We start from the raw sequence: 26194 nt of genomic DNA on the forward strand, positions 1-26194 counted from the left end.
AATGGGACTGATCTCCTCGAAGATCTCTTCGAGACCAGACTGGGCCGGAACGTCCTTGCGCCCGGCCTGGCGAGCCGCCTCGACCCGGCCCTTCCATTTCTCGTTGCCGAGCAGCCAGTCGAAGGACTCGGTCTGCAGGGCGAGAAGGTCGGGAACTTCGAGCGGCTCCTCAATACGTGCGAATGACACGGTACGGGGACCGGCGGGTACGGCGGAGGCGTTGCGCGAGGCTGCCAACAGATGTCCTTCCGAGGGCTCGCGGACTGACTACACGCACGCCAGACGACCAGGACCAAGCATTACTTAGAGAAGCGGTCGTCAAAGGGCAGCGCAAAGGGGCAGTGTAGCCGATCGGCATACACCTGTCCACTCCGCTCTCGCTCTGCGCTCCACGTTGGTGGCAGCATCACCCGTCCGCGCCGAAACGTCAAGCCCGAGAGCCCACATTTCGCCTAACTGACGGGCACCACGCTGGGTGTTTCCCGTCCGCGCCAGCCATGAACATCACTGGATCCAGTCCCTACCCGGGAGCCGGTCCGGGTAACGCTCTGTCACACGGACGGCCCAACGCTGACCGTCGGTCGACGCTGCCGTGCCATGGATATGCCACCTACCCAAGATTCCTAAACCCACTCTTTACTAACAATTGGGTAACGCGAGCTACCGAGCGGGCGTGTCACCGAGGAGCGTGGACAGGCCGGAGACCTTCCAGCCGTCGCCGTCCGTGACCATGACGAGCCGCGCCCTCCCCCGGCTGACCTGCTGTTCCGGAGATCCTTGACCCGTGGCCGCCCTGCTCGTGACCATGTTGACGAAGACGAGGACCCTGACCTCGTCAGGCGTCGCCGACTCCACCCCGGCAGCCGCCACGACCGCCTCCTGGACCGTCTGCCGGCTCCGCGCCTCGGGCGCGAGCGTGGCGGCCAGCCGGCGGTAGTGCCCCGACAGCGCCCCCGTGGCGTGGCTCTCCGCCCGCGCGAGATCCTGGTCGATCGTACGGTAGTCGTACGACAGCATGTCGGCGGCGAAGGTGCGGGCGGCGGCGAGGGCCCCCGAGGCGGCCTCCTGACCGCTCTGGAGGCGGCGGAGGTCCGCGTAGGCCGAATAGACCATGACGGCCAGAACGACGGCTGAGAGCGCCAGCACGGCGATGAGGACCCGTTTCACGGCACGGACTCCGACTGCGAGACGAGCCAGAGGCCGCCGACCTTGCTGACCTTCATGCGCCAGCGGTAGAAGCGCTCCTCGGGGGCGGCGTTCTTGCCGTCCTCCCAGTGGATCACCGCGTCGGCCACGATCAGCACCTCGGCGCTCTGCCGGTCGGCGCCCATGGAGGCCAGCCCGGTCGCCCGGAGAACGCCGGTCTGCACCACCTTGTTCTTGAGGGTCGCCTCCTTCAGGGCCGCTCGATCAGCGGTGTACCGCTCGCGTTCCGGCCCGGTCGAGGTGGCGATGACCCGGTTCATGTCCTCGTCGACGGTCCGGTGGTTCAGCGACAGCATGTTGACCGCGTGGGCCGCCGCCGCACGCACGGCCGCCTGCCGGTCGTCCTCGGCCGCCCGCGCCGAGTCACGGCTCTTTCCCACCAGGACCAGCGCTCCGGCCAGAGCGGCCACCAGGACGGCGAGACCGATGATCAGCGCGCGCCGCACGGTGGCCACCCCCGATCATGTCGCCGGACGCCGGATCCTATCCCGGACCATAGATCAGCAGGCCTGCTCTGCCCATAGGGTCTCAATCCCCGTACGGCTCTAGCCTGCCTGTCCCGGTTCATCGTGGGAGGCGGCGAGACGGGGAGGGCCGGACAGCCAGTCGCGTCCGTGCTCGTCCACGAAGGACCCGGGCGGCGGCGTCACCCCGTTGGCGGACAGCCAGGATCCGGGCGCCCTCTGGGTCCGCCGGACCCGGTCGCCGGTCGGCATGAGCTGCGGCGGGATCGGCGGGAGCACTCCGGGGTCCTGGCCCATCCGGGCCTCGGCCTCCAGCTCGGAGACGTCCTTCTCCTCGGACATGCCGATCGGTCCGTGCCTGCGCGCGTTGAGGAACTGACGCACCACCGGTTCGTCACTGGACAGCAGCATCTCGCGCGGCCCGAACATCACCAGCTCGCGCCGGAAAAGCAGGCCGATGTCGTCCGGAACCGTCCTCGCGGTGTTGATGTCATGGGTCACGATCAGGAAGGTCGCCTCGGTCTCGGCGTTCAGGTCGACGATGAGCTGGTTGAGATAGGCCGTACGGACCGGGTCGAGGCCGGAGTCCGGCTCGTCGCACAGGACGATCTGGGGGTCGAGGACGAGCGCGCGGGCGAGGCCGGCGCGCTTGCGCATCCCGCCGGAGATCTCCCCGGGGAGCTTGGCCTCGGCCCCGGTCAGGCCGACAAGCTCCATCTTCTCCATCACGATCCGGCGGATCTCGCTCTCGCGCTTACGGGTGTGCTCGCGCAGCGGGAAGGCGACGTTGTCGTAGAGGCTCAGCGAGCCGAACAGCGCCCCGTCCTGGAACAGCACGCCGAACAGGCGGCGCAGCTCGTAGAGGGTGCTCTCCCGGCAGTTCGCGAGGTCATGTCCGCCGATCCAGATGTGCCCGCGGTCGGGGCGGAGCAGCCCGACCAGCGTCTTGAGGAACACGGACTTGCCGGTGCCCGAGGGCCCGAGGAGCACCGAGATCTCCCCCGCCGGGAGCGTCAGCGTGACGTCCTCCCATACGACCTCCCGCCCGAACGACTTCGTCAGCCCCTCGACCACGACCTCGACGCCCACGGCCGTCACCTCCCGGACACTCACCGTAGCCGTGCCGTACCGGCCGGGAAGTGGTCTCGCGGTTTCCGGGCATGCGAAAGGGGCGGGCACACCCGGCACCTGGGTGGACCCGCCCCTTCGATGAAGCGTTCGCCTGCGCGCGCGTTACTTGACGGTGACGCTGGCGCCGGCGCCCTCGAGGGCGGCCTTGGCCTTCTCGGCCTGCTCCTTGTTGACCTTGCCGTCGAAGACGGACTTGGGAGCGCCGTCCACGAGGTCCTTGGCCTCCTTGAGGCCCAGGCTCGTCAGAGCGCGGATCTCCTTGATGACCTGGATCTTCTTGTCGCCGGCGGCCTCGAGGATGACCTCGAACTCGTCCTGCTCCTCGGCCTCTTCGGCGGGGGCGGCAGGGCCACCCGGGGCGGCGGCGACCGCGACCGGGGCGGCGGCCTTGACGTCGAAGGTCTCCTCGAAGAGCTTCACGAAGTCGGACAGCTCAAGGAGGGTCATCTCCTTGAAGGTCTCGAGCAGCTCGTCGGTGCTGAGCTTCGCCATGATGGTGTTCCTCCAGTGGATCTAGCAAAACGTGAAAAGGGACCGCGGTGCGCGCTTTCCCCCGCCCGCCTGCGCGGGACCTACTCGCCGGCCTCTTCGCGCTTGACGCGCAGAGCCTCGGCCAGTCGAGCCATGGTGGTGGGCAGCGCGGCGAAGGTGGCGGCAGCCTGGGACTGCTTGGCCTTCAGCGCACCGGCCAGCTTCGCGAGGAGCACCTCACGGGACTCAAGGTCGGCAAGCTGGGTGATCTCGGCCGGGGTCATCGACTTGCCGTCGAGGACACCACCCTTGATCACCAGGAGGGGGTTGGCCTTGGCGAAGTCACGCAGACCCTTCGCCGCCTCGACGACGTCACCCTTGACGAACGCGATGGCGGTCGGGCCCTGGAACAGGTCGTCCAGGACGGTGATCCCGGCACTGTTGGCCGCGATCTTGGTCAGCGTGTTCTTCGCCACGGCGAACTTCGCATTCCCACCGAGAGAAACGCGCAGCTGCTTGAGCTGAGCGACGGTGAGACCGCGGTATTCGGTCAGAACGGCGGCGCTGGAGCCCTCGAACTCACTCTTGAGTTCGGCTACCGCACCGCTCTTCTCCGCCTTCGCCATGGGCCTCCTTCCAGATGTGCCGCCGGCGAAGGCCCAGAAAAACGGACAAGCCCCGGCGCAGGCGCACGGGGCTTGGAAGGACGCGGACGTCCCAAGCTCTCTTCACACCTACGCGGGCCGTCCACTCACGTGGATCCTTCGGTCACCCGGCTACGAACAGCCCGGCGACGACCGGCGGTCTTTGGCAGAAGACAGAATACGTGTCAATCCCTAGGACGCCAAATCAGGCGGCGTCAGCCTCCCAGGCTGATGTTCTTGGGGATCTCCCCGACCTGGTCGGCCGGAGGCGTCTGGATCGTGACGGGCTCGTTGAACGCCTTGAACAGCGCGGTCGCCTTGAACGTGCCCTCCTCCGCCTTGCCGCCGTTCAGCGCGACCTTGCGGGGCAGCCCCTGCGCGTCGATCCACGCGTCGAACTTGACGTCCTTCACGCCCGACAGGCCGCCCTGGAGCCGCGCCTGAGCCTCGGGAGCCAGCAGCTTGACCGCCTGCTCGGTGTCGAACGTGCCCGTGTAGTGCGTGGTGTCCACACCGCCGACCTTCTCGGCGCCGACGGCCTTGGCGTCCTTGGAGGCGGTCAGCAGGGCGACGCTGGTCTTCAGGTCGATCTGCTGCGCCTGGCCGAGGAGCTGGTCGACGTTCACACCCGAGGAGGAGCCGAGCTGCTTGAGGTCCAGCTTGATCCACGGCTTGGTGGCGCCGACGAGGGTCTTGAGCACGTCGAGCTTCACGTAGGCCACATCGCCCTGCAGGACGACCCGGACGCCTCCAGGCAGGCTCTGGCCGCCGAACGTGACCTGGTTGAGCGTGATGTCGGAGGCGAGCTGCGGGGTCTTCTGGTACAGCATGGTGCCCTGAACGTTGCCCGCCCCTCCCCCCTTCGGGCTGGAGAAGTCCACGACCAAGTCGGCCGAGTACGTGTTGACGTCGTCGGCCTTCTGCGCGGTCTGCTGCAGAACCTCGGCCGCCGAGAGCTTCGCGTTGCCGAGAGACGGAGCAGCGGTCGTGCCGCATCCCGCCACCGTTATCGCGGCCACCGCCCCGGCGGCCACCAGAAGTCGGCGCATGTTTTCATCCCTTCGTGTCCCCGAACAAGTGCCCTCGACACTATGCGGCTAACACCCGGGCCGTGCCGATCCAGGAAAACCCGCATCAGGTATGCACAAGCCGTACACATCCGCGTGGCGGGAGCCGTTCATGTGAATTGAGGAAACCTGTGGGCGGGTAAGCGGCGCGGGGCATGGGTGGAAACCGAAAAACCCCTGCCCAGACGGGGCAGGGGTTTTTCAGAGACCTAAATGGCCGTAATAGCCAGATTGGCGGTATTGGCCGCACTGACCGGATTGGCCGTATTGCCGTTGATCAGGCGTCGATCTCGGCGGTCATCGCACGCGTCACGTTCGGGTCCACCGGGATGCCGGGGCCCATGGACGTGGTGAACGTGACCTTCTTCAGGTAACGGCCCTTGGCCGCCGACGGCTTGAGACGCAGCACCTCGTCGAGAGCGGCGGCGTAGTTCTCCACGAGCTGACGCTCGTCGAAGGACGACTTGCCGATGATGAAGTGCAGGTTCGCGTGCCGGTCGACCCGGAACTCGATCTTGCCGCCCTTGATGTCGGTGACGGCCTTGGCGACGTCCGGCGTGACAGTGCCGGTCTTCGGGTTCGGCATGAGACCACGCGGACCGAGCACGCGGCCCAGGCGGCCGACCTTGCCCATGAGGTCCGGCGTCGCGACGACCGCGTCGAAGTCGAGACGGCCCTTGGCCACCTCGTCGATCAGCTCGTCGGAGCCCACGATGTCGGCGCCCGCGGCGCGGGCCTCCTCGGCACGGTCACCGGTCGCGAAGACCAGGACCCGGGCGGTCTTACCGGTGCCGTGCGGGAGGTTGACGGTGCCACGGACCATCTGGTCGGCCTTGCGCGGGTCGACGCCCAGCCGCAGGGCAACCTCGACGGTGGCGTCGAACTTGGTGGTCGCGGTGGTCTTGGCCAGCCGGACACCGTCCAGCGGGCTGTACAGGGCGTCGCGGTCGACCTGCGCGGCCGCGTTCTTCCAGCTCTTGCTGCGCTTCACTTTCGCTCCTCATGGAGTTCGTGGTCCGGGCCGGCGCATTGACCCTGCCACTGTGTCTAATTTGCCTCTTTGCCTCGCCTTCGGCGAGGCGGGCTCGGGCGCCCTTTAGGCCGCGTCTTGCCTCGTCGCGCTTGGTCGCTTCGCTCCCGCGCGCTTCTCAGTCCAGACACGGCCGCGCCCGTCGCGTGTGCCTAGTCGGCGATGGTGATGCCCATGGAACGGGCGGTGCCGGCGATGATCTTCTCGGCGGCCTCGACGTCGTTGGCGTTGAGGTCCTGCATCTTGGTCTCGGCGATCTGCCGCAGCTGGTCGCGGGTGAGCTTGCCCACCTTGTCCTTGTGCGGGTTCGCGCTGCCCTTCTGCAGACCGGCGGCCTTCTTGATCAGCTCAGGCGCCGGAGGCGTCTTCGTGATGAAGGTGAAGCTGCGGTCTTCGAAGATGGTGATCTCGACGGGGATGATGTTGCCCCGCTGGGCCTCCGTCGCAGCGTTGTACTGCTTGACGAATTCCATGATGTTGACACCGTGCGGACCGAGAGCGGTACCGACCGGCGGCGCGGGCGTGGCCTGTCCAGCGGGAAGCTGGACCTTCACCAGCGCCGCGACTTTCTTCTTAGGAGGCATTTGTCCTTCTCCGGGTCTTTTGTCCTACAAAACCCTCACAGGCGGGAAAGCCGGCGCCTGGACCGGCTTCCCTGATGCGTGTGAGGACGACTAACGAGTCTATGCGAGCTGCTCAGATCTTCGAGACCTGGTTGAACGACAGCTCCACCGGGGTCTCGCGGCCGAAGATCGAAACGAGCACCTTCAGCTTCTGCGACTCGGCGCTGATCTCGCTCACCGTCGCCGGAAGCGTGGCGAACGGGCCGTCCATGACCGTGACGGACTCGCCGACCTCGAAGTCGACGGTCGCGGCCGCGGCCTTCGACGTCGCCTTCTTGACTTCCTCGGACGGCTCGGGCGCGAGCAGCTTGGCGACCTCGTCGAGGTTCAGCGGGCTCGGCTTGTTCGACAGGCCCACGAAGCCGGTCACGCCCGGCGTGTTGCGGACCGCGGCCCACGACTCGTCGGTCAGGTCCATGCGGACCAGCACGTAGCCGGGCAGCACGCGCTCCTTGATCGGAGTCTTCTTGCCGCCCTTGAACTCCGTGATCGTGTGGGTCGGCACCTCGACCTGGAAGATGTAGTCCTCCATGTTGAGGGACCCGGTGCGGCTCTCGATGTTCTGCTTCACGCGGTTCTCGTAGCCGGCGTAGGAGTGGATGACGTACCACTCGCCGTACTGGCCGCGGAGCTGACGCTTGAACTCCTCGATCGGGTCGACGTCCGGGAGGACATCGCCGTCCTCGTCGACGACTGCCTCTTCCGCTGCGTCTTCCTCGGTCGAGTCGACGTCACCGTCAACACCGTCCGAGTCGACGGCGGCGGTGTCGTCAACCTCTTCTACGGCCTCGTCCGGCTCGGTCTCCCACTCATCACGGGAGCCATCGACCGGCAGCGGGGACTCGGACACGGGACTCTTCCTCTTTCGATCGGTGACATGACGTGCTGAGACGCCTCGGGCTGGATCAGGATCCGCCGAAGACCGCCAGCACACCCTTCGTCAGCAGGAAGTCTAGTCCGGACACGATCCCGACCATGATTACAACGAAGACGAGGACCACCGTGGTGTAAGTGATCAGATCGTTCCGCCGCGGCCAGATGACCTTGCGCAGTTCGGCGACGACCTGCCGGTAGAAAAGTGCGGGAGAGGTGCGCTTGGCCTTCTTCTCACCGCTTGGCTTGCCTGGCTTTCCAGCGGTCTCGCCGCGGGTGTCGATCGCCACAGTCCTCACCTGATCCGTCGTGTCCATCGCAACTTGCGGCGCGCTTGACGCCATTGGTGCGCGGACCGCACTCCGCAGGGCACGAGGGACTCGAACCCCCAACCGCCGGTTTTGGAGACCGGTGCGCTACCAATTGCGCTAGTGCCCTAAGCCGTGCACCACAATACCCGAGAAACGCGTGGGCTAAGCCGTACGTTCCCCGTCGTGGTCCACTAGTCGGTGAAGTGTACGTGGGAAAGACCGCTTCGTCGAACCGTGCTTTCCGCGCTGGTCAAAGGTACCGCGTGGGACTGTCCGAATCATGGATACCGAGAGGAAACCGATCGGCGGGTCTGGAACGATGGGGGGCATGACCCGACCTCGCATCTCCGCGCGTATCTCCGCGATCTCCGAGTCCGCGACGCTGGCCGTGGACGCCAAGGCCAAGGCGATGAAGGCCGCCGGTCGCCCGGTCATCGGATTCGGCGCCGGCGAGCCCGACTTCCCGACACCCGATTACATCGTCGAGGCGGCCGTCGAGGCGTGCCGGAATCCCCGGTTCCACAAGTACACGCCGGCCGGGGGCCTGCCCGAGCTCAAGCAGGCGATCGCCGACAAGACGCTGCGCGACAGCGGGTTCCAGGTCGACGCGTCCCAGGTGCTGGTGACGAACGGCGGCAAGCAGGCCGTCTACGAGGCGTTCGCCACGCTGCTGGACCCGGGTGACGAGGTCCTGGTCATCGCTCCCTACTGGACGACCTACCCCGAGGCGATCAAGCTGGCGGGCGGCGTCCAGGTCGACGTCGTGACCGACGAGACCACCGGCTACCTCGCTTCCGTCGAGCAGCTCGAAGAGAAGCTGACCGACCGCACCAAGGCCCTGCTGTTCGTCTCGCCCTCCAACCCGACCGGCGCGGTCTACACCCCCGCGCAGGTGGAGGAGATCGGCCGCTGGGCGCTGGACAAGGGCCTCTGGGTCGTCACCGACGAGATCTACGAGCACCTCGTGTACGGCGACGCCACCTTCTCCAGCATCGCGACGGCCGTACCGGAGCTGCGGGAGCGCGTCGTCGTGCTGAACGGCGTGGCGAAGACCTACGCCATGACCGGCTGGCGGGTGGGCTGGCTCATCGGCCCGTCCGACGTCGTGAAGGCCGCGACCAACCTGCAGTCGCACGCCACGTCGAACGTGGCGAACGTGTCCCAGGCCGCCGCGCTCGCGGCCGTCTCCGGCGACCTGTCGGCCGTCGCCGAGATGCGGGCCGCCTTCGACCGCCGCCGGCAGACGATGGTGCGGATGCTCAACGACATCCCCGGCGTCCTGTGCCCGGAGCCGCTGGGCGCGTTCTACGCGTACCCGTCGATCAAGGCGCTGCTCGGCAAGGAGATCCGCGGCAGGCGTCCGCAGTCTTCCGCCGAGCTGGCCGAGCTCATCCTGGAGGAGGCCGAGGTCGCCCTCGTCCCGGGCGAGGCGTTCGGCACTCCCGGATACTTCCGCCTCTCCTACGCGCTGGGCGACGACGACCTGGCCGAGGGCGTCAGCCGCCTGGCCAAGCTCCTCGCCGAAGCCCACTGATCACGCGCCCGTGAGCCAAGGCTTCCAATGCCTGCTGATCACGTCCGAAGGCCCGGGCCACCACTGGCCCGGGCCTTCGCGTGTCCGTACGGCTCCGGGCCCGCCGCGTCAGCCCCACATCACGCAGATCGGCGCGGCGATGATCCTCTCTCCGAGCTCGTAGAGCCGCGAGCCGGTGTGGAGGACCACTCCGGCCACGAACCGATCGCCCAGCTCGTCCCGCAGCCACGCCAGGTGCTTGGCGGCATCCATCCGAGGAGCGGCGCCCGCTTTGACCTCGATGGCGATGACCCGTCCCATGCCGAGCTCGAGAACGATGTCGACCTCGTGCCGCCCTTGGTCCTGCCGTAGGTGATAGATCCGCGGCTTGCTACGACATGTCGGCACTTCGGCACGGAGCTGCTGGGCCACGAAAGTGTCGATCACGCGGCCGAGCAGATCACTGTCACGCACGACGGCCTCGGGACCGGCTCTAAGTAGCGCGGCCACCAGCGCGGGGTCCACGACGTACCGCTTCGGCGACCGGACAAGGCGCTTCAGGCGATTACTGAACCAGGCTGGGATCTTGTCCACGAGCAGCAGGTCCCGGAGAAGCCTCTCGTAGGCCTCACCCGTCCGCGCGTTGACAGCGGCGGATTCGTAGAGCGTCTTGTCGGTCACCACGCCGGCCGTGTTCAGCGCCATCGCCTCGAAATACGCCCTGAGCCGGACGGGGTCACGCCGCCCGTCCAGGCTCTCGATATCGCGAGTGAGCGTCTGCTCGATATAGCTGGCCAGCCACCGCTCCCGTACGACAGGTTCCATGTGGTGCGCCTGCGGAAAGCCGCTCTGGAGGGCCAGATCGATATAGCCGCCCAGGTCGGGCGGCGCCGGCGGCACCACGAGGTCGGTTATGCGACCCTCCGCCAGAAGATCCGCGAACGGCGGGCGCGCGGTGTTCCTGTGGATCTCCTTGACCGCCAGGCCGGACATGTCAACGCGGACCACTCGTCCCGTGCCGGGCCACGTCCGGCCGCCGGAATCGGACCATACGGAGCCGGTGAGAATGAACCGCCCCGGGCTGTAGTCAGCGTCCACGGCCCTCTTCACAGCGCCCAGAACTTCGGGGACGACCTGCCACTCATCGAGAAGCACCGGCTCGCGCAGCCGCCGGAGGGCCGCGTCCGGATCCGCGGCGAAAGCGGCCGTCTCCTGTTCCCGGTCGAGCCGCACGACGGTCTTGACGTGCCGAGCGGCCGTCGTGGTCTTCCCCGTGGCGCGCGGCCCCACCAACATGATCGCCGGGAGGGCCGCGAACGTCTCCTCGATCAGCGGATCCACCAGCCGGGGGATGTAGGGATCATGGCCCACGACCAGCACATTACCAAGATGACCCAGGGTCGAGTACAAAGATGACCCAGACCCGCGGTGCGTACGGCTAACCCGGGTGGATGCTCTGGACGCTCCAGTCATGGCCCAGAGCGGTCTTCTCGTGCTTTCGGTCCAGTCGCAGCGGCGTGAACTCGACCCCGTCCACGGACTGGCTGTACCTCTGCGGGACCGGCCGGATGCCCTCCGCGATCCGCGTCATCTCGCCGGCGAGTGGGGTGGACGCCCAGATCCGCACGCCGAGACCGGGTCTGATCAGCCACATGAGCACCCGTCCCTCATCCCTGTTCGGGTCGTCTGCGACGATCTTGCCTTCATAGGCGGGGAGTCCTCGCACGGAAGCGGGACGCAGGTCCAAGGCCATGTCCTTCGCCGGCCAGGAGACCTGGCGCAGCGTCGTGAAATTCTTCGCCCGGAGCTCATGGACGAACTCCACCCTGACCCTTCGGCCGCCTTCCCCCGTCCATACCCGGCTGAGACCGTCGGGGCCCAGTTCTGTCTTTCCCGACGCGTCACGGAGGCCGTCCGGAATGTAGGTCACGCGCATCCCGTCGAACTCCGGGTCCCACGGCACACGCAGGCCCATCGCGACGCGTTCGAGATCCGCGCCGGCCGGGCCCGAGGTCGTCACCCGCAGGATCAGGCCGTCGTATTCGATCCACATCAGGTCGTCATGCCGGGGCGACATTAGGCCGCTGGACCCCCGGCGGAGCCAGAGCCTGCCCTCCTTGAGATAGCCCCACGCCTGCAGCTCCGTCCAGTCCGCCGGCGATTGGTCCGGGCGGTACACCGTCACCTTGATGGAACTGTCGCCCCGCGCCCATCGGATGGCTTTGCCGCGCAGGCGGCCATCGACGACGTCGAGATTTTCGGGCTCCCCGAGCCCGGAGGGCAGGTCTCGCACCTCGATGCCGTCCACCACGGCACCGACCGTCGCCGACACGACCTGCCGCCGCTCCTGGATCGCGCGATAGGCCGGTACGGCTCCCGCCCCCAGGATGACGGCGACGACCGCGGCGGCCAGGCTCACGCGGGTCGACCTGCGGCGGCGCGAGAGCCGTACGACACGGTCGACCAGGTCAGGAGCCGCCCGCAGGCCGTCGGTCTCCTCGGACATCGCCCGGCGCAGCTCGGTCTCAAGATCCGACATTGCTGATCATCTCCTCGCCGAGCAGCGCGCGAAGCCGTACGAGCGCCTTGGACGCCTGGCTTTTCACCGTGCCGACCGAGCACCCGAGCACCTTGGCGGTCTGGGCCTCGGTCAGGTCCTCCCAGTACCGCAGCACCACCACGGCACGCTGGCGCGGCGGCAGCGCGCGCAGGCCGTTCATGAGCACCTGCCGCAACTCGACGTCGGCCCCCGCGGTCGGCGTCTCAGGCGGCGAGTGTGTCGGGATGACGCGGAGCAGCGAACGGCGCCGCGCCCGGCTGATCGCGAGGTTGACGATGATCCGCCGGACGTAGGGCTCCGGGTCGGCGTCGGCGCGCAACCTGTGCCAGCTCCGGCAGGCCCGTTCGAGCGCGCTCTGCAGCACGTCCTCGGCCTCGCCCGTCGAGCCGCAGGTCAGATATGCGGTGCGCAGCAGGCTCGTGCCCCGGGCCGCGACGAACTCGGCGAACCCGTCCGGGGGGCTCACGCGCTCCCATCCAATGTCATGCCCTCACGTACGCCTGAGGCGGGCGGATGGTTGCCCGCGACATCTCCGGAAGACGCGTGCCGAGCCCGGCACGCCCGTGCGGTCAAGCACAGCCGCGCCAGGCTCGGGCGTCACGCTCAGGAGGTCACCGGGTGGGAGCGACCCCTTCGGCGATCTTCTTGAGCTCGCGGCCGGCCGCGTCCTTGCCGATCTTCTTGGCGTAGTCGGGGCTGATCGCCACCTCGACCGCCAGGCCCGTGCGCTCGGTCCACACGATCGTCAGCGTGCCGCCCTCGGTGATCTTGTCGGGCGCCTCGCCGAGGGGGACCAGGTAGGCCGTCTTGCCGCCCACCTTGATGGCCTCGGCGCCCTGGCCGCGGTAGCCCTTCATCCGGTCGGCGAGCCGGTCCGCGGCGTCACCCTTGTAGACGATCATCTGGACGCTGTACATGCCGGGCTCGAGGCCCGGCTCGACCCACGTCGTCGTGTAGCTCGTCTTGCCGAACCCGTCCTTGCCCGACCACTTGCCCCATTCGAGGCCGTCGGGCAGGTAGCCGACGTGGATGCCGCCGAAGTCGCGCCCGTCGCCCAGGTCGCCGAGATCCTGCGGCAGCGGGTCGGCGGAGGGAGTAGCCGACGGGCTCGCCTCAGGACTGTCCGACTCCACGATGGTGACGGTTATGACCGACCCGGCCGGGGCCTCGGTGCCCGCGGCCGGCTCCTGCGCGGTCACGACCCTGAGTCCCTGACCTTCGGTGAGGGCCTCCTTGAACTCCACCGTGAACCCGGCGTCCTCCAGGATGGTCCGTACGCTCGTCGCATCGGTCCCGATGACGTCGGGGACCACGACCCCGGAAACGGCGGCGGTGTCGGCCGAGCCGTCCCCTGCTCCCGCTGCCGTTTGCCCGTGTCCCGCCGCAGGCGCGTGGCTCAGATACACCGGTACGGCTCCCGCCACGGCCACCGTCAGCAGGGCCGCGCCCGCCGTACGAAACCGGACGACGTTGCGGCGGCTCCGCCGCCTCACGGCCTGCCCCATCGACGGCGACGCGTAGACGCCGGCGACCTGGGACGCCATCGCGTCCTTCAGCGCCTCTTCGACCTTCATGCGGACGCCCCTTCCAGATTTCCCATGCGTGCGCGGACTCTCGCCAGGCCACGGGCGGCCTGGCTCTTGACGGTTCCGACCGAGCAGCCCAGCAAGGCCGCCGTCTCGGCCTCGGACAGGTCCTCCCAGTAGCGGAGGACGAGGACGGCCCGCATCCGGGCCGGGAGTTTCCTGAGCTCCGCGAGCAGGGCGTCCCGCAGGCCCAGATCGGGCGACTCCACAGGCGTGTCAGGCGGATGGGCGAAGGTGATCTCCTGGATGACCTTCTTCCTCCGGGACCGGCTGATCGCGCCGTTCACGACGACGCGGCGGGCGTACGCCTCGGGGTTGTCGTGCCGGATGCGCGGCCAGTGCCGGTAGACCTTCTCCAGGGCGCTCTGCACCATGTCCTCGGCGTCGATCGTGGAGGCTCCGCAGACCAGGATCGCGGTGCGGAGCAGAGCGGTGCTGCGCGCGGCCAGGAACTCATCGAAGGCCGCCTCGTCTTCTTCCGTCATGGGCTCCCCTTTCGCCCGTCCACAACGCGTAAGGCGGGCGCGAGGTTGACAGGCGGATACGGCAGGATATGGAGATGCCGCGCCCACTCGACAAGCTCCCCAAGGCTCATCTGCACCTGCACTTCACCGGCTCGATGCGGCACTCCACGCTCATCGAGCTCGCGCGGGAGCACGGCGTCCACCTGCCCGACGCTCTGGTGCAGGACTGGCCGCCCCAGCTCCACGCGACCGACGAGCGCGGCTGGTTCCGGTTCCAGCGGCTGTACGACATCGCGAGGTCCGTGCTGAAGCGGCCCGCCGACGTCTACCGGCTGCTGCGGGAGGCCGCCGAGGACGAGGCCCGCGAGGGCTCCCGGTGGTTGGAGATCCAGGTGGACCCGTCGGGGTACGCCCAGCGGTTCGGCGGGCTCACCGCGACGCTGGAGCTCGTCCTCGACGCCACGGAGCAGGCGGCCAAAGCCGCGAATATCGGCATAGCTGTGATCGTGGCCGCCAACCGCACACGGCACCCCCTCGACGCCCGGACCCTCGCCCGCCTGGCCGCGCAGTACACCGGGAAGGGCGTCGTCGGCTTCGGCCTGTCCAACGACGAACGGCGCGGACGTGCCCGCGACTTCGACGGCGCCTTCCGGATCGCCAAGCGCGCCGGCCTGCTCGCCGTGCCGCACGGGGGCGAGCTGCTCGGCGCGGCCAGCGTGGCGGAGTGCGTCGACGACCTGGAGGCCGACCGCGTCGGCCACGGCGTCCGCGCCGCCGAGTCGCCCCGCCTCATGGAACGGCTCGCCGACCGGCAGATCGCCTGCGAGGTGTGCCCGCTGTCCAACGTCGGCCTCGGCGTCGCCGAGCGGCCCGAGGACGTGCCGTTGCGGAAGCTGTTCGAGGCGGGCGTCCCGATCGCGCTCGGCGCCGACGACCCGCTGCTGTTCGGGGCGCGGCTGCTGCCGCAGTATGAGCTCGCCAGGCAGGTGTACGGCTTTCGCGACGCGGAGATCGCCGAGCTGGCCCGCCAGTCGATCCGGTCGTCGGCCGCCCCCGATCCCATCAAGAAGGAGCTCCTGGGCGAGATCGACGGCTGGCTCACCGCACCGGAGCTCACCGGCTGAGGGCCGCCCCCGCTCGCCCGATCGGCCAATGACCCGGCGATGGGGTTTCACCGCGCCGAGGCGGCGATGCGGAGCGCCTGATCCCGGCTGGGGCCTTCGAGGCGCAGCCCCACGGCTCCCCGCTGCCAGATCAGCGTGGGAGCGGCGACCCGCTCCTCGCGAGGCGCGCCACCGTGCCGGGGCACGTAGGACAGGCGGTGCGGCTGCTGCACCCACCAGGCCCGCAGGCGTGGGATCTCCTCCGGCCAGGGCTCCCCGAGATCCTTGCGGAAGACCACGCCGAGCGTCCCGTCGAACTCGTCGAGCCGGGCACCGGGCCAGAAGAGGGAAACCACGCGACCGCCGTCGGCCACCCGGACGTCGGCGGGATCGCCGAGCGCGAACGGCACCACGATCGGGAACGCGACGGCGCGCCGTGCCTCGTCCAGCGTGACCCGCCGCTCTCCCGGCAGAGGGCTCGGCACACCGGCTGGCAGAGGTCCGGGCGCGCCGACGCCGATCTCTACTCCGGCGAATCTGAGGACCGATGCGACCGCGGCCCGTCCCTGCGGGGTGGCTCCGATCAGGACGGCCAGAAAGACCGCCAACGCGGCGGCCACCTTCCGCCGCGAGAGCCGTACCCGACGAGACCGCCCGTCGCGCCGCGGCGAACCGAGCGGCCGTGCCTGCCCCGCCCGCGAACCCGATCCGTCGCGCCCTGGCCGGCCGAACCGCCTTCCCGGCCGCGCTGGGCTCTCCGTGTGTGCCGGGCCTTCGAGGCGGGCTCGGACGGCGCGGGCGACGCCGGAGGGAGGAGGCGCGGGGCTGTGCAACGTGTCGCCGAGCGCCCGCAGCTCCGCCTCCAGATCCCCGAACCCGTCACCGGGGCGACCGGTTCCGGAGTGGGCCTGGAAGTCGTCGCCGGGGTGGTCATCGGAGGAGCTCACGGCCCACCTCCTCTCGCAGGCGCCTGAGGCCGCGGAACGTCCGCGACTTCACCGTGCCAAGCCGTACCCCGAGGACCTCCGCGGTCTCCGCCTCGGACAACTGCAGGAAGTACCGGCAGACCACCGCCTCGCGTTCCCGGTCCGGGAGCCCGCGGACGGCCTCGAGCAGACGGGACCTTCCATCCGCGGCGACGGCGACGCCCTCCGGGTCCTCGGGTTCGTACGGCTCCCGCTCCAGGCCGAGCCGCATCGCCAGATCGGCCCGGCGGCCACGCGACCGGGTGAGATTGTGCGTCTCGTTGGCGACGATCCGCAGCAGCCAGGGTTTGAAAGCCGACTCGCGGCGGAAGCTTCCCAGATGGCGGAAGGCTTTGACGAAGGCCTCCTGGACCACGTCCTGGGCCTCTTCACCCGCGCCGAGCAGGCCGGCCGTACGATGCGCGACCGCGCTGTAGCGGGTGACCAGCACCTCGTAGGCGTCAAGGTCACCGGCCAGGGACCGCGTTATGGCCTCGTCGTCGTCCATCACCTGGGTCCATCACCTGGAGGTGAAGCCTAGGAGTGGACGGGCATGCCGTCCAGAGAACGGAGCACCCGCCGGCAGGGTGGGCACTAGACTCTCCAAGACCGTCAGCGCGCGTAAACGAGGATCGTATGTCTGGGTATGACCGTGTAGTCCAGCCGGCGGCTGGAGACGAGGCCCTGGAAAACCACCTGGGTGGGGACGAGGCCAAGAACTACCGGCAGTACGAGTTCGACATGGTCGCGCCGCATGTCGGTCGGTCGATGCTGGAAATCGGCTCCGGCCTCGGCCACTTCGCCGAGCAGTTCCTCCCCCGGCTGGACCGGCTCGTGGTGAGCGACTTCGACCCCTACTGCGTCGAGCAGCTCGAGAAGCGGTTCGCCGACCGCGACGACATCTCGGTGCTCCAGTTCGGCCTGCCGACGGAGATTCCGCTGGCCGACCCGGTGGACACCGTCGTGCTCATGAACGTCCTGGAGCACATCGAGGAGGACGTCGAGGCGCTCCGGTCCCTCGCCAAGGTCACCGCGCCCGGTGGGCGGATCATCATCTGGGTGCCCGGATACATGCAGCTGTATGGAGACTTCGACCGCAAGGTCGGGCATGTCACCCGATACACCCCCGCGACCTTGCGCAAGACGGTCACCAGCGCCGGGCTCGGCATCCAGGTCCTCAAGCCGATCAACTTCCTCGGCGGCATCGCCTGGTGGGCCGCCGTCCGGCGGGGCGGAGTCGGCTACCCGGACCCGAGGCTCGTCAAGATCTACGACAGGACGGTCGTGCCGACGACCCGGCTCATCGAGCGCTTCATCCGGCCGCCCTTCGGCCAGACCGTCTTCTGCGTCGCCCGCGTCCCCCAGTAGCCGCCCGCGTCCCAGCGGTACACCGTGATGTCGAGCCGACCGCGCAGGTCGCAGGCGTGGCCCCGGCCACCCGGCTGTCCGGCCGGGGGCAGACTACTCACGAGTAATAACCCGGCGTAACGTCGAAGTCATCCACCGCCTCAGGAGGCCGCGATGACCGATTACGCCAAGGCACGGGATGTCGCCGAGCAGGCCCGCGAGAAGGAATGGGCCCGCCCCAGCTTCGCGAAGCAGCTCTTCCTCGGAGACTTCAGGCTCGACCTCGTCCACCCCGCGCCGCAGTTGAGCGAGGAGGAGACGAAGAAGGGCGAGGACTTCCTTCGCGCGCTGCGGAAGTTCCTTCAGGTCAAGGTCGACCCGGCGGTCATCGAGCGGTCAGCCGTCATCCCTGACGAGGTGATCAGGGGTCTCGCCGCCATCGGCGCGTTCGGCATGACGATCGAGGAGGAGTACGGCGGGCTGTGCCTGAGCCACCTGTACTACTGCCGGGCGCTCCAACTCACCGCGTCGTACTCCCCCGCCCTGAGCGCGCTCCTGTCGGCTCACCAGTCGATCGGGGTCCCGCAGCCGCTGCGGCTCTTCGGGACGCCCGAGCAGAAGCGGAAGTTCCTCCCGCGATGCGCCCGTGGGGAGATCTCCGCGTTCCTCCTCACCGAGCCCGACGTGGGCTCCGACCCCGCCCGGCTCGCGACGACGGCGGTCCGTGACGGCGACTCCTACGTGCTCGACGGCGTCAAGCTCTGGACCACCAACGGCGTCATCGCCGATCTGCTCGTCGTGATGGCGAGGACAGGTTCGAAGATCTCCACCTTCGTGGTCGAGGCCGACGCTCCGGGCATCACGGTCGAACACCGCAACGCGTTCATGGGGCTGCGCGGCATCGAGAACGGCGTGACCCGGTTTGACCAGGTCCGCGTGCCGGTGGAGAACCTCATCGGCCGCGAGGGACAGGGCCTGAAGATCGCCCTGACAACCCTGAACACCGGCCGCCTCTCGCTCCCCGCGACCTGCGCAGGCACGGCCAAGTGGGCGACGAAGATCGCCCGCGAGTGGGGCACGGAACGCATCCAGTGGGGCCGCCCGGTCGGCGAACACGAGGCGGTCGCCCGCAAGGTCTCCTTCATCACCTGTACGGCTTACGCCCTCGAAGCCGTCGTGGACCTCACCGGACGTCTGGCCGACGACGAGAGCAACGACATCCGCATCGAGGCTGCCCTGGCCAAGCTCTACGGGTCGGAGATGGCCTGGCGCGTCGCGGACGAGCTGGTCCAGGTCAGGGGCGGGCGCGGCTACGAGACCGCCGAGTCGCTGCACGCACGTGGCGAGCGCGGCGTGCCCGCCGAGCAGATGCTCCGAGACCTCCGGATCAACCGCATCTTCGAAGGCTCCACCGAGATCATGCATCTGCTCATCGCCCGGGAGGCCGTGGACGCGCACCTGTCGGTCGCGGGCGAGCTCATCAATCCCAAGGCCGACCTCAAGGCCAAGGGAAGGGCCGCCACCCGGGCGGGCGGCTTCTACGCCAGGTGGCTGCCCGGCCTCCTCGCCGGGCCCGGGCAACTGCCGACGTCGTACGCCGAGTTCGGCGCGCTCGCCCATCACCTGCGATACGTCGAGCGGACCAGCCGCAAGCTCGCCCGGTCGACGTTCTACGGCATGTCGCGCTGGCAGGGGAAGCTGGAGCACAAGCAGGGCTTCCTCTCCCGGATCGTCGACATCGGGGCCGAACTGTTCGCCATCACCGCCGTCTGCATCCGGGCCCAGGAGGACGCCACCGACCTCGGCTGCAAGCCGTACGAGGTCGCGGACACCTTCTGCAACCAGGCCCGGCTGCGCGCCGACGCGCTGTTCCACCGGCTGTGGGACAACTCCGACTTCCGCGATGTACGGCTGGCCCGGCGCGTGCTGAACGGGCGATACACATTCGTGGAGGAGGGCATCCTCGATCCCTCGCTCGACGGCCCCTGGATCGCCCCGGCCCGGCCCGGCCCGGCCACGGCCGAGGACGTCCACCGCCACGTCCGCTGAGCTCGGGGGGGGGGGGCGAGAGCCGCGCAGGCGAGAGCCGTACGAGGCCGTGTGAGACCGTGCGAAACCGGAAAGACCGCCCCACGTCGTGGGGCGGTCTCGTCGTCTAACGGGGATCCTGTGCGGGCATCACACGTCCAGGCACCACATCCAGCCGTGGCCCTTGATGTAGCAGGGGTACCACTCGGGGGCCATGGCGTTCGCCGGGGTGGACAGGACGCCGAAGGTGGTCACGGCGACGGCGGTGGTGGCGAGAACCGCGGCGGAGCGCTTGAGCGTGCGGGTGATCCTCATTGATATCTCCTTGTGTGTCCGTGCTTGTCGGTGACGTGAATCAGTAGACACGGCCACACTTGCCAAGATCTTCACCCTGACTTGGGCCTCACTTGGAAAGCACCATGAGGGCGCTTTCGGCGCCTCGGAAAACCAGTTGGCCGCACGAGACCGCGGTTGTTACGGTCGCGGCATGTGGATTCTCTACGGCGACCGCTGATCGGCTGATCCAACCGATCAGGCAGATGTCATCGATGCGGCCGGCCCATCCGGCTCATCTTGTGTCCGACCTGCCCGGCTGATCGGTCGCGACTCAGCTTTCTGGCCTTGTCCTTCCCGACGCGGCAGCTGAGTGACGGCACCTCGTGCCGCGTTCTCATCCGTTAGGAGATCCCGTATGCATATCCGCGCGTCCAGCAGCAAACCGTCCAGCGCACCGTCCGGCAAACGCGGCAAGGGTCTGCCGCGCACACCCCAGCCGCAGCCGGCCGTACCTCAGCGGCACCTGCCGCAGCCGCCGCGCCAGATGCCCGCCCCGGTGATGCCGGTGCGGCCGATGCGTCAGCCCCGCAGGCTGCCCCGGCCCAAGTAACCGAATAGCCGGCACCAGCCCAACCGCCCGGGGGCGACGCTCCGGCCCAAGGTGCCCCGGGGCGACGCTCCGGCCCAACGTGCCCCGGGCGACGCTCCGGCCCAGGTGAAATGCGGAAGGGCACCCCGGTTCTCCCGGGGTGCCCTTCGAGTCATTCGTACGGCTGCCGCCCTCCTTGAGGAGGCACGCTGCACGCCGCCGTCTCGGCGACTGCGATCAGAGGCGCTCGATGATGGTCACGTTGGCCTGGCCGCCGCCTTCGCACATCGTCTGAAGGCCGTAACGGCCGCCCGTGCGCTCAAGCTCGTGCAGCAACTTGGTCATCAGGATGGCCCCGGTGCCGCCGAGCGGGTGGCCGAGGGCGATCGCGCCGCCGTTCGGGTTGGTCCGCGCCGGGTCGGCGCCGATCTCCGCGAGCCACGCGAGCGGCACGGGGGCGAACGCCTCGTTGATCTCGATGACGTCGATGTCCTCGATGGTGAGCCCCGCCTTCTTCAGTGCCTTCCGCGTGGCCGGGATGGGCGCGGTCAGCATGTAGACGGGGTCGTCGCCGGTCAGCGCCAGCGTGACGATCCGGGCGCGTGGGGTCAGGCCGTGGTCGCGGACGGCCTGCTCGGAGGCGATGAGCAGGGCGCCCGAGCCGTCCGAGATCTGCGACGACGTGGCCGCCGTGATCTGGCCGCCCTCGCGCAGGGTCTTCAGCTGGGCCATCTTCTCCAGCGTCGTGTCGGGCCGGGGGCCCTCGTCGTCCTCGACGCCGTTGAGGGGCGCAATCTGGTCCTTGAAGTAGCCGTTGGCGATGGCCTTGGCGGCCCGCTGGTGGCTCTCGTAGGCGAACTGCTCAAGCTGGTCGCGCTTCAGGCCCCACTTCTCGCACATCAGCTCGGCGCCGCGGAACTGGGAGATCTCCTGCGTGCCGTACCGCTCGACCCACTTGTCGCCGAACGGGAACGGCATGCCCTTCTCCAGCGCCGCCGTGATGCTCGATCCCATGGGGACGATCGACATCGACTCCACGCCGGCGGCGACGACCAGGTCCTGCGTGCCGGAGAGCACTCCCTGCGCCGCGAAGTGAACGGCCTGCTGGGAGCTGCCGCACTGGCGGTCGATGGTGACGCCGGCCACGGTCTCCGGGAGACCGGCGCTCAGCCAGGCATTGCGCGCGATGTCCATCGACTGCGGACCGAACTGCATGACGCAGCCCATGATCACGTCTTCCACGGCGGACGGGTCGACGCCGGTGCGCTCGACGAGCGCCGAGAGAGTGTGAGCGGCCAGGTCGGTCGGGTGGACCGTGGAGAGCCCGCCCTTCTTCTTGCCGACCGGGGTGCGGACCGCCCCGACGATGTACGCCTCTGCCACAGTGCCTCCATAGGAAACCGAGCAATGTTCGGTTAGTGAGAGGTTACATCAGAACTTTCGTCCACGCCTGTACGGGTCCGCTCGCGGGACCCGGGCCGCTCTCACGGGATCTTCGGCCGCTCTGGGCGACTCTGGAGGCGGCCGGGCTCAGGAGTAACGGCCGGGGAGGATGTCGTCGGGTTCGGCGAGTTGGAAGGCGCCCTGATCGGTGGCCATCCCCTGGAGACGGTCGGCGATGGCGAGCGCGACGGCCGCCCGTTCGAGCAGCGCCGTGTCATCTCGCACGCCCTTGCCGTCCTCATCGGTCGCCGCCACGCCGGCGTCGCTCGCGGTCTCCCCGCCATCGCCGGACGTGCTCTCGGCGTCGGTCACCGTTTCCGGCTGGGGGTCGATCTCGGGCCGGGGGTCGATGTCAGCCTCGGCATCGACGTCCTCAGCCTCGGCACCGAGGCCGGACTCGGGCTCGGGCTCGGGCTCGGGCGCGGGTTCGATCGCGGGCGCGGGCGCGGGTTCGATCGCGGGTTCGATCGCGGAGAGCCTGGCGACGACGATCTCGGTGAGGTACGGCCAGCGGGCTCGTGCGGCGGGCGGGATCTTGTGGCCCTCCTCGATCGTGACGACCGTATCCGCTCCCGCGTAGATGTCGGCCACGCCACCGCCATTCACGGCGACGTGCACGATCCCGTCGACCAGTTGTCCGTCGGGCCACCGGTCGGGATCGGCGGACTCGGCCGGCCGGAGGAGCTCTCCGAGCAGGCCGATGGCCTCCTCCGGAGCCGGCGCGGCCGGCAGGTAGACGACAGCGGCCCGGAGATCGCTGTCGCTGAGGTCGGTCGGCTCGCCCTGGCACAGGGACCAGCCGCCGAGGCGGTAGGCGATGCCCTCGGCCAGGGTCTTGTCGAAGAAGTTCACCGGGAGTGGCCCCTCCGCGGCGACGCGGCAGGCCCAGAGCCGGTCCTCGTCGCCCACGCCCAGCTTGGCCAGGACGTCACCGGTCAACTCGAGAGCGGCGAAGATCCTCGACCCTCCCGCCACGATGTCGTCGCCGTCGAGACGGGCATCCGGGTCCGCGAGCTGGGCGATCGCCAGCAGCGTCTTGGGGTCGGGGCGGGCGGGCAGCAGCACCGTCGGTCCTGTGCGCAGCCGGCCCGGCAGCAGGAGATTCGACAACCAGCCCACAGGGCCCTCCTCATGATCGGTCGAAGAGACGATAGCCCCCCGAATCGCGATCCACGAGCCGTTCCGGTAACCCCGATCCTGGTCAGGACTTACCGGCGGCGAGACGCGTGCCGGTCATCACCGCGTAGACGATGACGTTGTCCACGTAATGGCCGGTATTGCGGTTGTAGGTGCCGCCACACGTGATCAGCCGTAGCTCGGCGTTGTCGCGTGGGCCGTACACCCGGTTGGTGGGGAAGGTCTGCTTGTTCGCCTGCTCGACGCCGCCGACGGTGAAGATCGCCACCGTCCCGTCGAGGCGGACGACCTCGATCTTGTCTCCGTTGTGGATCTCATGGAGGCGGCTGAACACGGCGCTGCGAGTTGTGGTGTCCTTGTGCCCGAGCATGACGGCCGGGCCGGCCTCGCCCGCGGTGGGACCACCCCGGTACCACCCGACCAGGTTGGGGTTGCCGATCGGCGGAGTCTCGATGGCGCCACTCCTGTCCGTGCCCACCGATTCGATCGGCGCCTTGATGCCCAGCCTCGGCACGATCAGGCGCTTGGGTGTGGACGGCTGCATCGGCGGAGCCGGTGGCTCGGTCGGCACAGGCGGGGGCGCGGTGGCGACCGCCTGGGTCAACGGCTGTCCGACTCCTCCGGGCCCGACCGTGGGAGCGAGCCCCCCTGGCACTCCCTGCTTCGTCAGAACCGTGCGCTTCATCGGGTCGTACTCGTCCGGAGAGCTGATCATGAAGAGCATCCCGACGACGACGGTCACCACTCCGGCGACGGCCGCCAGGATGAGCACGCCACGGATGGCCTGTGTCCCGCTGACGCGCGGCTCTTCAGGCCGCTGCGGCAGTTGCTGGGGCAGCATGACGGGCTGGTAGATCGGCTGGCCGTACACAGGCTGTGGATAACCCTGCATGCGTGGATCACCGGGCCCGAAGGGCGGCCCCGGCTGGCCGGGCGGGTACTGCCCCGGCGGCGGCGTGCTCATCGCCGGGTCCTAATGCCGTACGGCACGGCGTCGCGCACGCAGCATCAGTCCACCGGTTGCCGCAGCCAAGATCAACGCCGTGCCGCTGAGCACGAGGACACGTCCGTCCGGCCCCATCTCTCCACCGCCGCCCGTGGCCGCCCCACCCCCGGGGGTGTGCGTCACCTGAGTGGTCTTGTGCGGCTTGGCCGTCACCGTCTTGTAGATCGTCCGCGTAGGCCGCGGAGTCGTCGGTGTAGCACTCGCCGACGTGCTGGCAGACGAACTCGGCGTCGTGCTCGTCCCCGCAGCTGTGGTGACCGGAATCGTGGCCACAGCGGGGAGCGTCTTGGCCCCGGTAGTGGCGAGCTTGCAGTCGTACAGCGGCGCGGTTGACGCGGCAACGCCAGCAGTGGCGGGGGTCAGAACGTTGAGCTTGAAGTCCTTGGCTGTGAGCACGATGGACGTGGCACCCGTAGAAGGGGTGACGATCACGGTCGCCACCGGGATCGTCGGGATCGCGGCCTGGGGTGCGATCTCGGTCGTTATCGCAACAGATGGCGACGGAGTCGATACTGCGGCGGTCGCGGTCGTGGGCGCAACCGAAGCCACAACCGTGGGCTGGTTCTCGATCCACTTGCCGCTGGCGATGGCAACCGGCGCGGGGAGCGAAGATCCGGACTCCGGCGCGATCGCCAGGGTGGCCGTGAACTGCGTTCCCACCGTCGCGGTCGCCACCAAGGACGTCAGCGTGACGTTGAAATCGTGTGTCACGGCAGTGCCCGGCGAGTTCGGGGCGGTGTAGGGAGTGCAGCTGTAGGTCACCGACTTGTTGTCGGCATGTGCGCCGCCGATCATTGAGAAGCCACCGAGAAGGACTCCTGCGCTGACTACTCCGGCTGCGGCCGCCTTCTTGGCGATACGACGCCGTGCCTTCGACTTCAGCACTGATCCTCTCCCATTCCAAGTCCCTGCACTAACAGGCGTACCAGCATCCCAGCATACGGTCACGGTTAGGTAGAGATCCTATGGACTACTCCGCTCCAGCGGCGCCTTTCACCATGAATCTGTCATGAAATACCCACAGATTTCTGTCATGGCAGTCAAGGGGGCCCCACCTCTTAACAGGTGTGACCTGCGGCGGAGGGCCGCCTCAGCCGTGCCGTACGCCGCAGGTCGAAAGATCGACGCGGCGGCAGAGGATCAGGCCTCCGGCGGCGGAAACCAGGATTAGAGCCATGCGCGGACAACGAGCCACCCGACATGACCGAAGCCGCCGACGTGATCACCCACGGCAGGAACTGAACCGGCGCCATGGGCCGCACGCGCCGTCACGTGACCCAGCTTTCCCCGAGAGCGCCCCGGAGCAGGCTTCGGACCACCGCTTCCGCTTGGGCCTTACGGTCCCGGGGCTGCGTCTTGTCCTCTCCAGGTTTCGGGTTGTTCAGACGGAGCTTTCAGTCGATCATGGCGATAGTGCTGTTATCCGGGCCGTTTGACAGCACTATCGTCATGATCGACTGTTAGGGGAGTCCCGCCCTTTTCAGAAGCGCGCCTATTTCCCGGACAATGAGGTCGGGTGCGCGGTAGACGTGCTGCTTGGTGTACCGCCGGAGCATCCAGCCCTCGCCGAAGATCTGGTTCTGCCGCCCGACGTCGTCCAGCCAGCGTCGCTCGTGGCCCTCTCCGTCGTACTCGATGGCCAGCTTCATCTGCGGATAAGCGAGGTCGACACGGCCCATGAGCAGGTCGTGGTCGTTGTAGATCTCGTATTGGGAGACCGGCCGGGGAAGGCCGGAACGAACCAGGAGCAACCGGAGCCGGGTCTCCATCGGTGATTCCGCCAGCGGATCGCTGAGGTCGACGATCTCGGGCAGGCGGCTCACCCCTCGGGCACCGGGCCGCCCGGCCGCGTAGTCCAGTAAGGCGGCCGGCGTGAAATGCCGCCGCACACCGATCCGGGCGAGCGCGTCCACGAGCACCACCGCCTCGACGAGATCGGGCTCCCATCTGGCGAGATCAAAGGCGATCCGAATCGGTCTGAGCGCGGGCAGTCGCCGGACGATGACGACATCGCCCTCGTCGAGCCGGGCCGTACGCACGTCGATCCCCCGGCGGGGGCGCATGCTCATCCCCGGAGGAACCACCACCTCGACCGCGTCTTCCTTGGCCGCGCTGAGCAGGTCCGCGCCATGAAGCCAGGCTGCCATCCGGCCCGCTATGGCACCCCCACGCGGAATCAGCAGCGAGGCGGCGGCCGCCCGCACCCAGGGGGTCACCGAAACAGCTTGGTGAACGTACACATCTCGATAAATCCGGACCCATCCGGATCCACGAAGCTGCGCCTTCGTCAGCAAGCCCGCGCGAATCGCGGCGGAGCCCAGAAACGGCCCCTTCGACAACGCGTGGGGAGATCGCGG

At 68.6% G+C, this 26194-nt stretch carries 28 protein-coding genes and 1 tRNA gene; 5 read left to right on the forward strand and 24 right to left on the reverse strand.

Features of this window, described 5'->3' with window-relative positions; all coding sequences use genetic code 11:
- From N5079_RS32700 to N5079_RS32755, 12 genes are all read right to left on the reverse strand, one after another.
- A partial coding sequence (locus N5079_RS32700) for a hypothetical protein (RefSeq protein WP_261588066.1) occupies positions 1–237 on the reverse strand: 237 nt, incomplete at its 3' end.
- Between the two features lie 423 nt (positions 238–660).
- Positions 661–1167 carry a hypothetical protein gene (locus tag N5079_RS32705; RefSeq protein WP_261588067.1) on the reverse strand — a complete coding sequence of 169 codons (507 nt, stop codon included), beginning with the start codon at positions 1165–1167 and terminating at the stop codon, positions 661–663.
- Positions 1164–1652: a hypothetical protein gene (locus tag N5079_RS32710; RefSeq protein WP_261588068.1), complete on the reverse strand. Its 489-nt coding sequence runs from the start codon at positions 1650–1652 to the stop codon at positions 1164–1166. The genes N5079_RS32705 and N5079_RS32710 overlap by 4 nt, the downstream gene beginning before the upstream one ends.
- A gap of 99 nt (positions 1653–1751) precedes the next feature.
- A complete protein-coding gene (locus N5079_RS32715) occupies positions 1752–2759 on the reverse strand; it encodes an ABC transporter ATP-binding protein (RefSeq protein ID WP_261588122.1) in 1008 nt (335 codons plus the stop codon).
- Between the two features lie 144 nt (positions 2760–2903).
- A complete protein-coding gene (gene rplL, locus N5079_RS32720; protein WP_261588069.1) occupies positions 2904–3293 on the reverse strand; it encodes a 50S ribosomal protein L7/L12 in 390 nt (129 codons plus the stop codon).
- An 80-nt stretch (positions 3294–3373) separates the two neighbouring features.
- Complete coding sequence (gene rplJ / locus N5079_RS32725; RefSeq protein ID WP_261588070.1) at positions 3374–3898, reverse strand: 50S ribosomal protein L10; 525 nt, start codon at positions 3896–3898, stop codon at positions 3374–3376.
- Between the two features lie 233 nt (positions 3899–4131).
- Positions 4132–4965, reverse strand: coding sequence for an LppX_LprAFG lipoprotein (locus N5079_RS32730; RefSeq protein WP_261588071.1), 834 nt, complete (start codon positions 4963–4965; stop codon positions 4132–4134).
- A gap of 295 nt (positions 4966–5260) precedes the next feature.
- Positions 5261–5974 carry a 50S ribosomal protein L1 gene (rplA, locus tag N5079_RS32735; RefSeq protein WP_261588072.1) on the reverse strand — a complete coding sequence of 238 codons (714 nt, stop codon included), beginning with the start codon at positions 5972–5974 and terminating at the stop codon, positions 5261–5263.
- A gap of 191 nt (positions 5975–6165) precedes the next feature.
- Positions 6166–6597, reverse strand: a complete 432-nt coding sequence (gene rplK / locus N5079_RS32740; protein WP_261588073.1) for a 50S ribosomal protein L11 — start codon at positions 6595–6597, stop codon at positions 6166–6168.
- Between the two features lie 112 nt (positions 6598–6709).
- Complete coding sequence (gene nusG, locus N5079_RS32745; RefSeq protein WP_261588074.1) at positions 6710–7486, reverse strand: transcription termination/antitermination protein NusG; 777 nt, start codon at positions 7484–7486, stop codon at positions 6710–6712.
- Between the two features lie 55 nt (positions 7487–7541).
- Positions 7542–7799: a preprotein translocase subunit SecE gene (gene secE, locus N5079_RS32750; RefSeq protein ID WP_261588075.1), complete on the reverse strand. Its 258-nt coding sequence runs from the start codon at positions 7797–7799 to the stop codon at positions 7542–7544.
- Positions 7800–7874: 75 nt separating this feature from the next.
- A tRNA-Trp gene (locus N5079_RS32755) sits at positions 7875–7947 on the reverse strand.
- 201 nt (positions 7948–8148) lie between these two features.
- Between N5079_RS32755 and N5079_RS32760 the strand changes: the two genes are divergently transcribed.
- Positions 8149–9354 carry a pyridoxal phosphate-dependent aminotransferase gene (locus N5079_RS32760; RefSeq protein WP_261588076.1) on the forward strand — a complete coding sequence of 402 codons (1206 nt, stop codon included), beginning with the start codon at positions 8149–8151 and terminating at the stop codon, positions 9352–9354.
- 108 nt (positions 9355–9462) lie between these two features.
- Here the strand turns inward: N5079_RS32760 and N5079_RS32765 are convergent, their stop codons facing one another.
- The 5 genes from N5079_RS32765 to N5079_RS32785 form a co-directional block, all read right to left on the reverse strand.
- Positions 9463–10704 carry an ATP-binding protein gene (locus N5079_RS32765; protein ID WP_261588077.1) on the reverse strand — a complete coding sequence of 414 codons (1242 nt, stop codon included), beginning with the start codon at positions 10702–10704 and terminating at the stop codon, positions 9463–9465.
- A gap of 67 nt (positions 10705–10771) precedes the next feature.
- Positions 10772–11872, reverse strand: coding sequence for a hypothetical protein (locus tag N5079_RS32770; RefSeq protein ID WP_261588078.1), 1101 nt, complete (start codon positions 11870–11872; stop codon positions 10772–10774).
- Positions 11859–12359, reverse strand: coding sequence for a SigE family RNA polymerase sigma factor (locus N5079_RS32775; RefSeq protein WP_261588080.1), 501 nt, complete (start codon positions 12357–12359; stop codon positions 11859–11861). Before N5079_RS32775 ends, N5079_RS32770 begins: the two co-directional genes overlap by 14 nt.
- A 145-nt stretch (positions 12360–12504) precedes the next feature.
- Positions 12505–13467, reverse strand: a complete 963-nt coding sequence (locus N5079_RS32780; protein ID WP_261588081.1) for a PASTA domain-containing protein — start codon at positions 13465–13467, stop codon at positions 12505–12507.
- The gene (locus N5079_RS32785; protein WP_261588082.1) at positions 13464–13964 is read right to left on the reverse strand and encodes a SigE family RNA polymerase sigma factor; all 501 of its coding nucleotides are present in this window, start codon (positions 13962–13964) and stop codon (positions 13464–13466) included. The genes N5079_RS32780 and N5079_RS32785 overlap by 4 nt, the downstream gene beginning before the upstream one ends.
- Before the next feature lie 74 nt (positions 13965–14038).
- Between N5079_RS32785 and N5079_RS32790 the strand changes: the two genes are divergently transcribed.
- Positions 14039–15067: an adenosine deaminase gene (locus tag N5079_RS32790; RefSeq protein WP_261588083.1), complete on the forward strand. Its 1029-nt coding sequence runs from the start codon at positions 14039–14041 to the stop codon at positions 15065–15067.
- Positions 15068–15114: 47 nt separating this feature from the next.
- Here N5079_RS32790 and N5079_RS32795 read toward each other — a convergent pair whose 3' ends face one another.
- Together N5079_RS32795 and N5079_RS32800 are read right to left on the reverse strand one after the other, a co-directional pair.
- Complete coding sequence (locus N5079_RS32795) at positions 15115–15993, reverse strand: hypothetical protein (RefSeq protein ID WP_261588084.1); 879 nt, start codon at positions 15991–15993, stop codon at positions 15115–15117.
- Positions 15977–16519, reverse strand: coding sequence for an RNA polymerase sigma factor (locus tag N5079_RS32800; RefSeq protein WP_261588085.1), 543 nt, complete (start codon positions 16517–16519; stop codon positions 15977–15979). Before N5079_RS32800 ends, N5079_RS32795 begins: the two co-directional genes overlap by 17 nt.
- A gap of 128 nt (positions 16520–16647) precedes the next feature.
- On the opposite strand from N5079_RS32800, the gene N5079_RS32805 reads away from it, so the two are divergent.
- A complete protein-coding gene (locus N5079_RS32805) occupies positions 16648–17379 on the forward strand; it encodes a class I SAM-dependent methyltransferase (protein ID WP_261588086.1) in 732 nt (243 codons plus the stop codon).
- Between the two features lie 153 nt (positions 17380–17532).
- Positions 17533–19407: an acyl-CoA dehydrogenase family protein gene (locus N5079_RS32810; RefSeq protein ID WP_261588087.1), complete on the forward strand. Its 1875-nt coding sequence runs from the start codon at positions 17533–17535 to the stop codon at positions 19405–19407.
- A 129-nt stretch (positions 19408–19536) separates the two neighbouring features.
- On the opposite strand, the gene N5079_RS32815 is transcribed toward N5079_RS32810, so the two are convergent.
- From N5079_RS32815 to N5079_RS32830, 4 genes are all read right to left on the reverse strand, one after another.
- Entirely contained in the window at positions 19537–19701 is a 165-nt protein-coding gene (locus tag N5079_RS32815) for a hypothetical protein (RefSeq protein ID WP_261588088.1), read from the reverse strand.
- A 787-nt stretch (positions 19702–20488) separates the two neighbouring features.
- The gene (locus tag N5079_RS32820; RefSeq protein ID WP_261588089.1) at positions 20489–21634 is read right to left on the reverse strand and encodes an acetyl-CoA C-acetyltransferase; all 1146 of its coding nucleotides are present in this window, start codon (positions 21632–21634) and stop codon (positions 20489–20491) included.
- A 147-nt stretch (positions 21635–21781) separates the two neighbouring features.
- Entirely contained in the window at positions 21782–22813 is a 1032-nt protein-coding gene (locus N5079_RS32825) for a hypothetical protein (RefSeq protein ID WP_261588090.1), read from the reverse strand.
- 82 nt (positions 22814–22895) lie between these two features.
- Positions 22896–23795 (reverse strand): class F sortase, encoded by a 900-nt coding sequence (locus N5079_RS32830; protein ID WP_261588091.1) that lies wholly within the window; start codon positions 23793–23795, stop codon positions 22896–22898.
- A gap of 250 nt (positions 23796–24045) precedes the next feature.
- Between N5079_RS32830 and N5079_RS32835 the strand changes: the two genes are divergently transcribed.
- Positions 24046–24579 (forward strand): hypothetical protein, encoded by a 534-nt coding sequence (locus N5079_RS32835; protein WP_261588092.1) that lies wholly within the window; start codon positions 24046–24048, stop codon positions 24577–24579.
- 718 nt (positions 24580–25297) lie between these two features.
- Here N5079_RS32835 and N5079_RS32840 read toward each other — a convergent pair.
- Positions 25298–26053, reverse strand: coding sequence for a DUF559 domain-containing protein (locus N5079_RS32840; protein WP_261588093.1), 756 nt, complete (start codon positions 26051–26053; stop codon positions 25298–25300).
- Positions 26054–26194: the final 141 nt, after the last annotated feature.

It is taken from the genome of Planotetraspora sp. A-T 1434 (assembly GCF_025420585.1).
In the GTDB taxonomy this organism is placed as follows: Bacteria; Actinomycetota; Actinomycetes; order Streptosporangiales; family Streptosporangiaceae; genus JAOEGB01.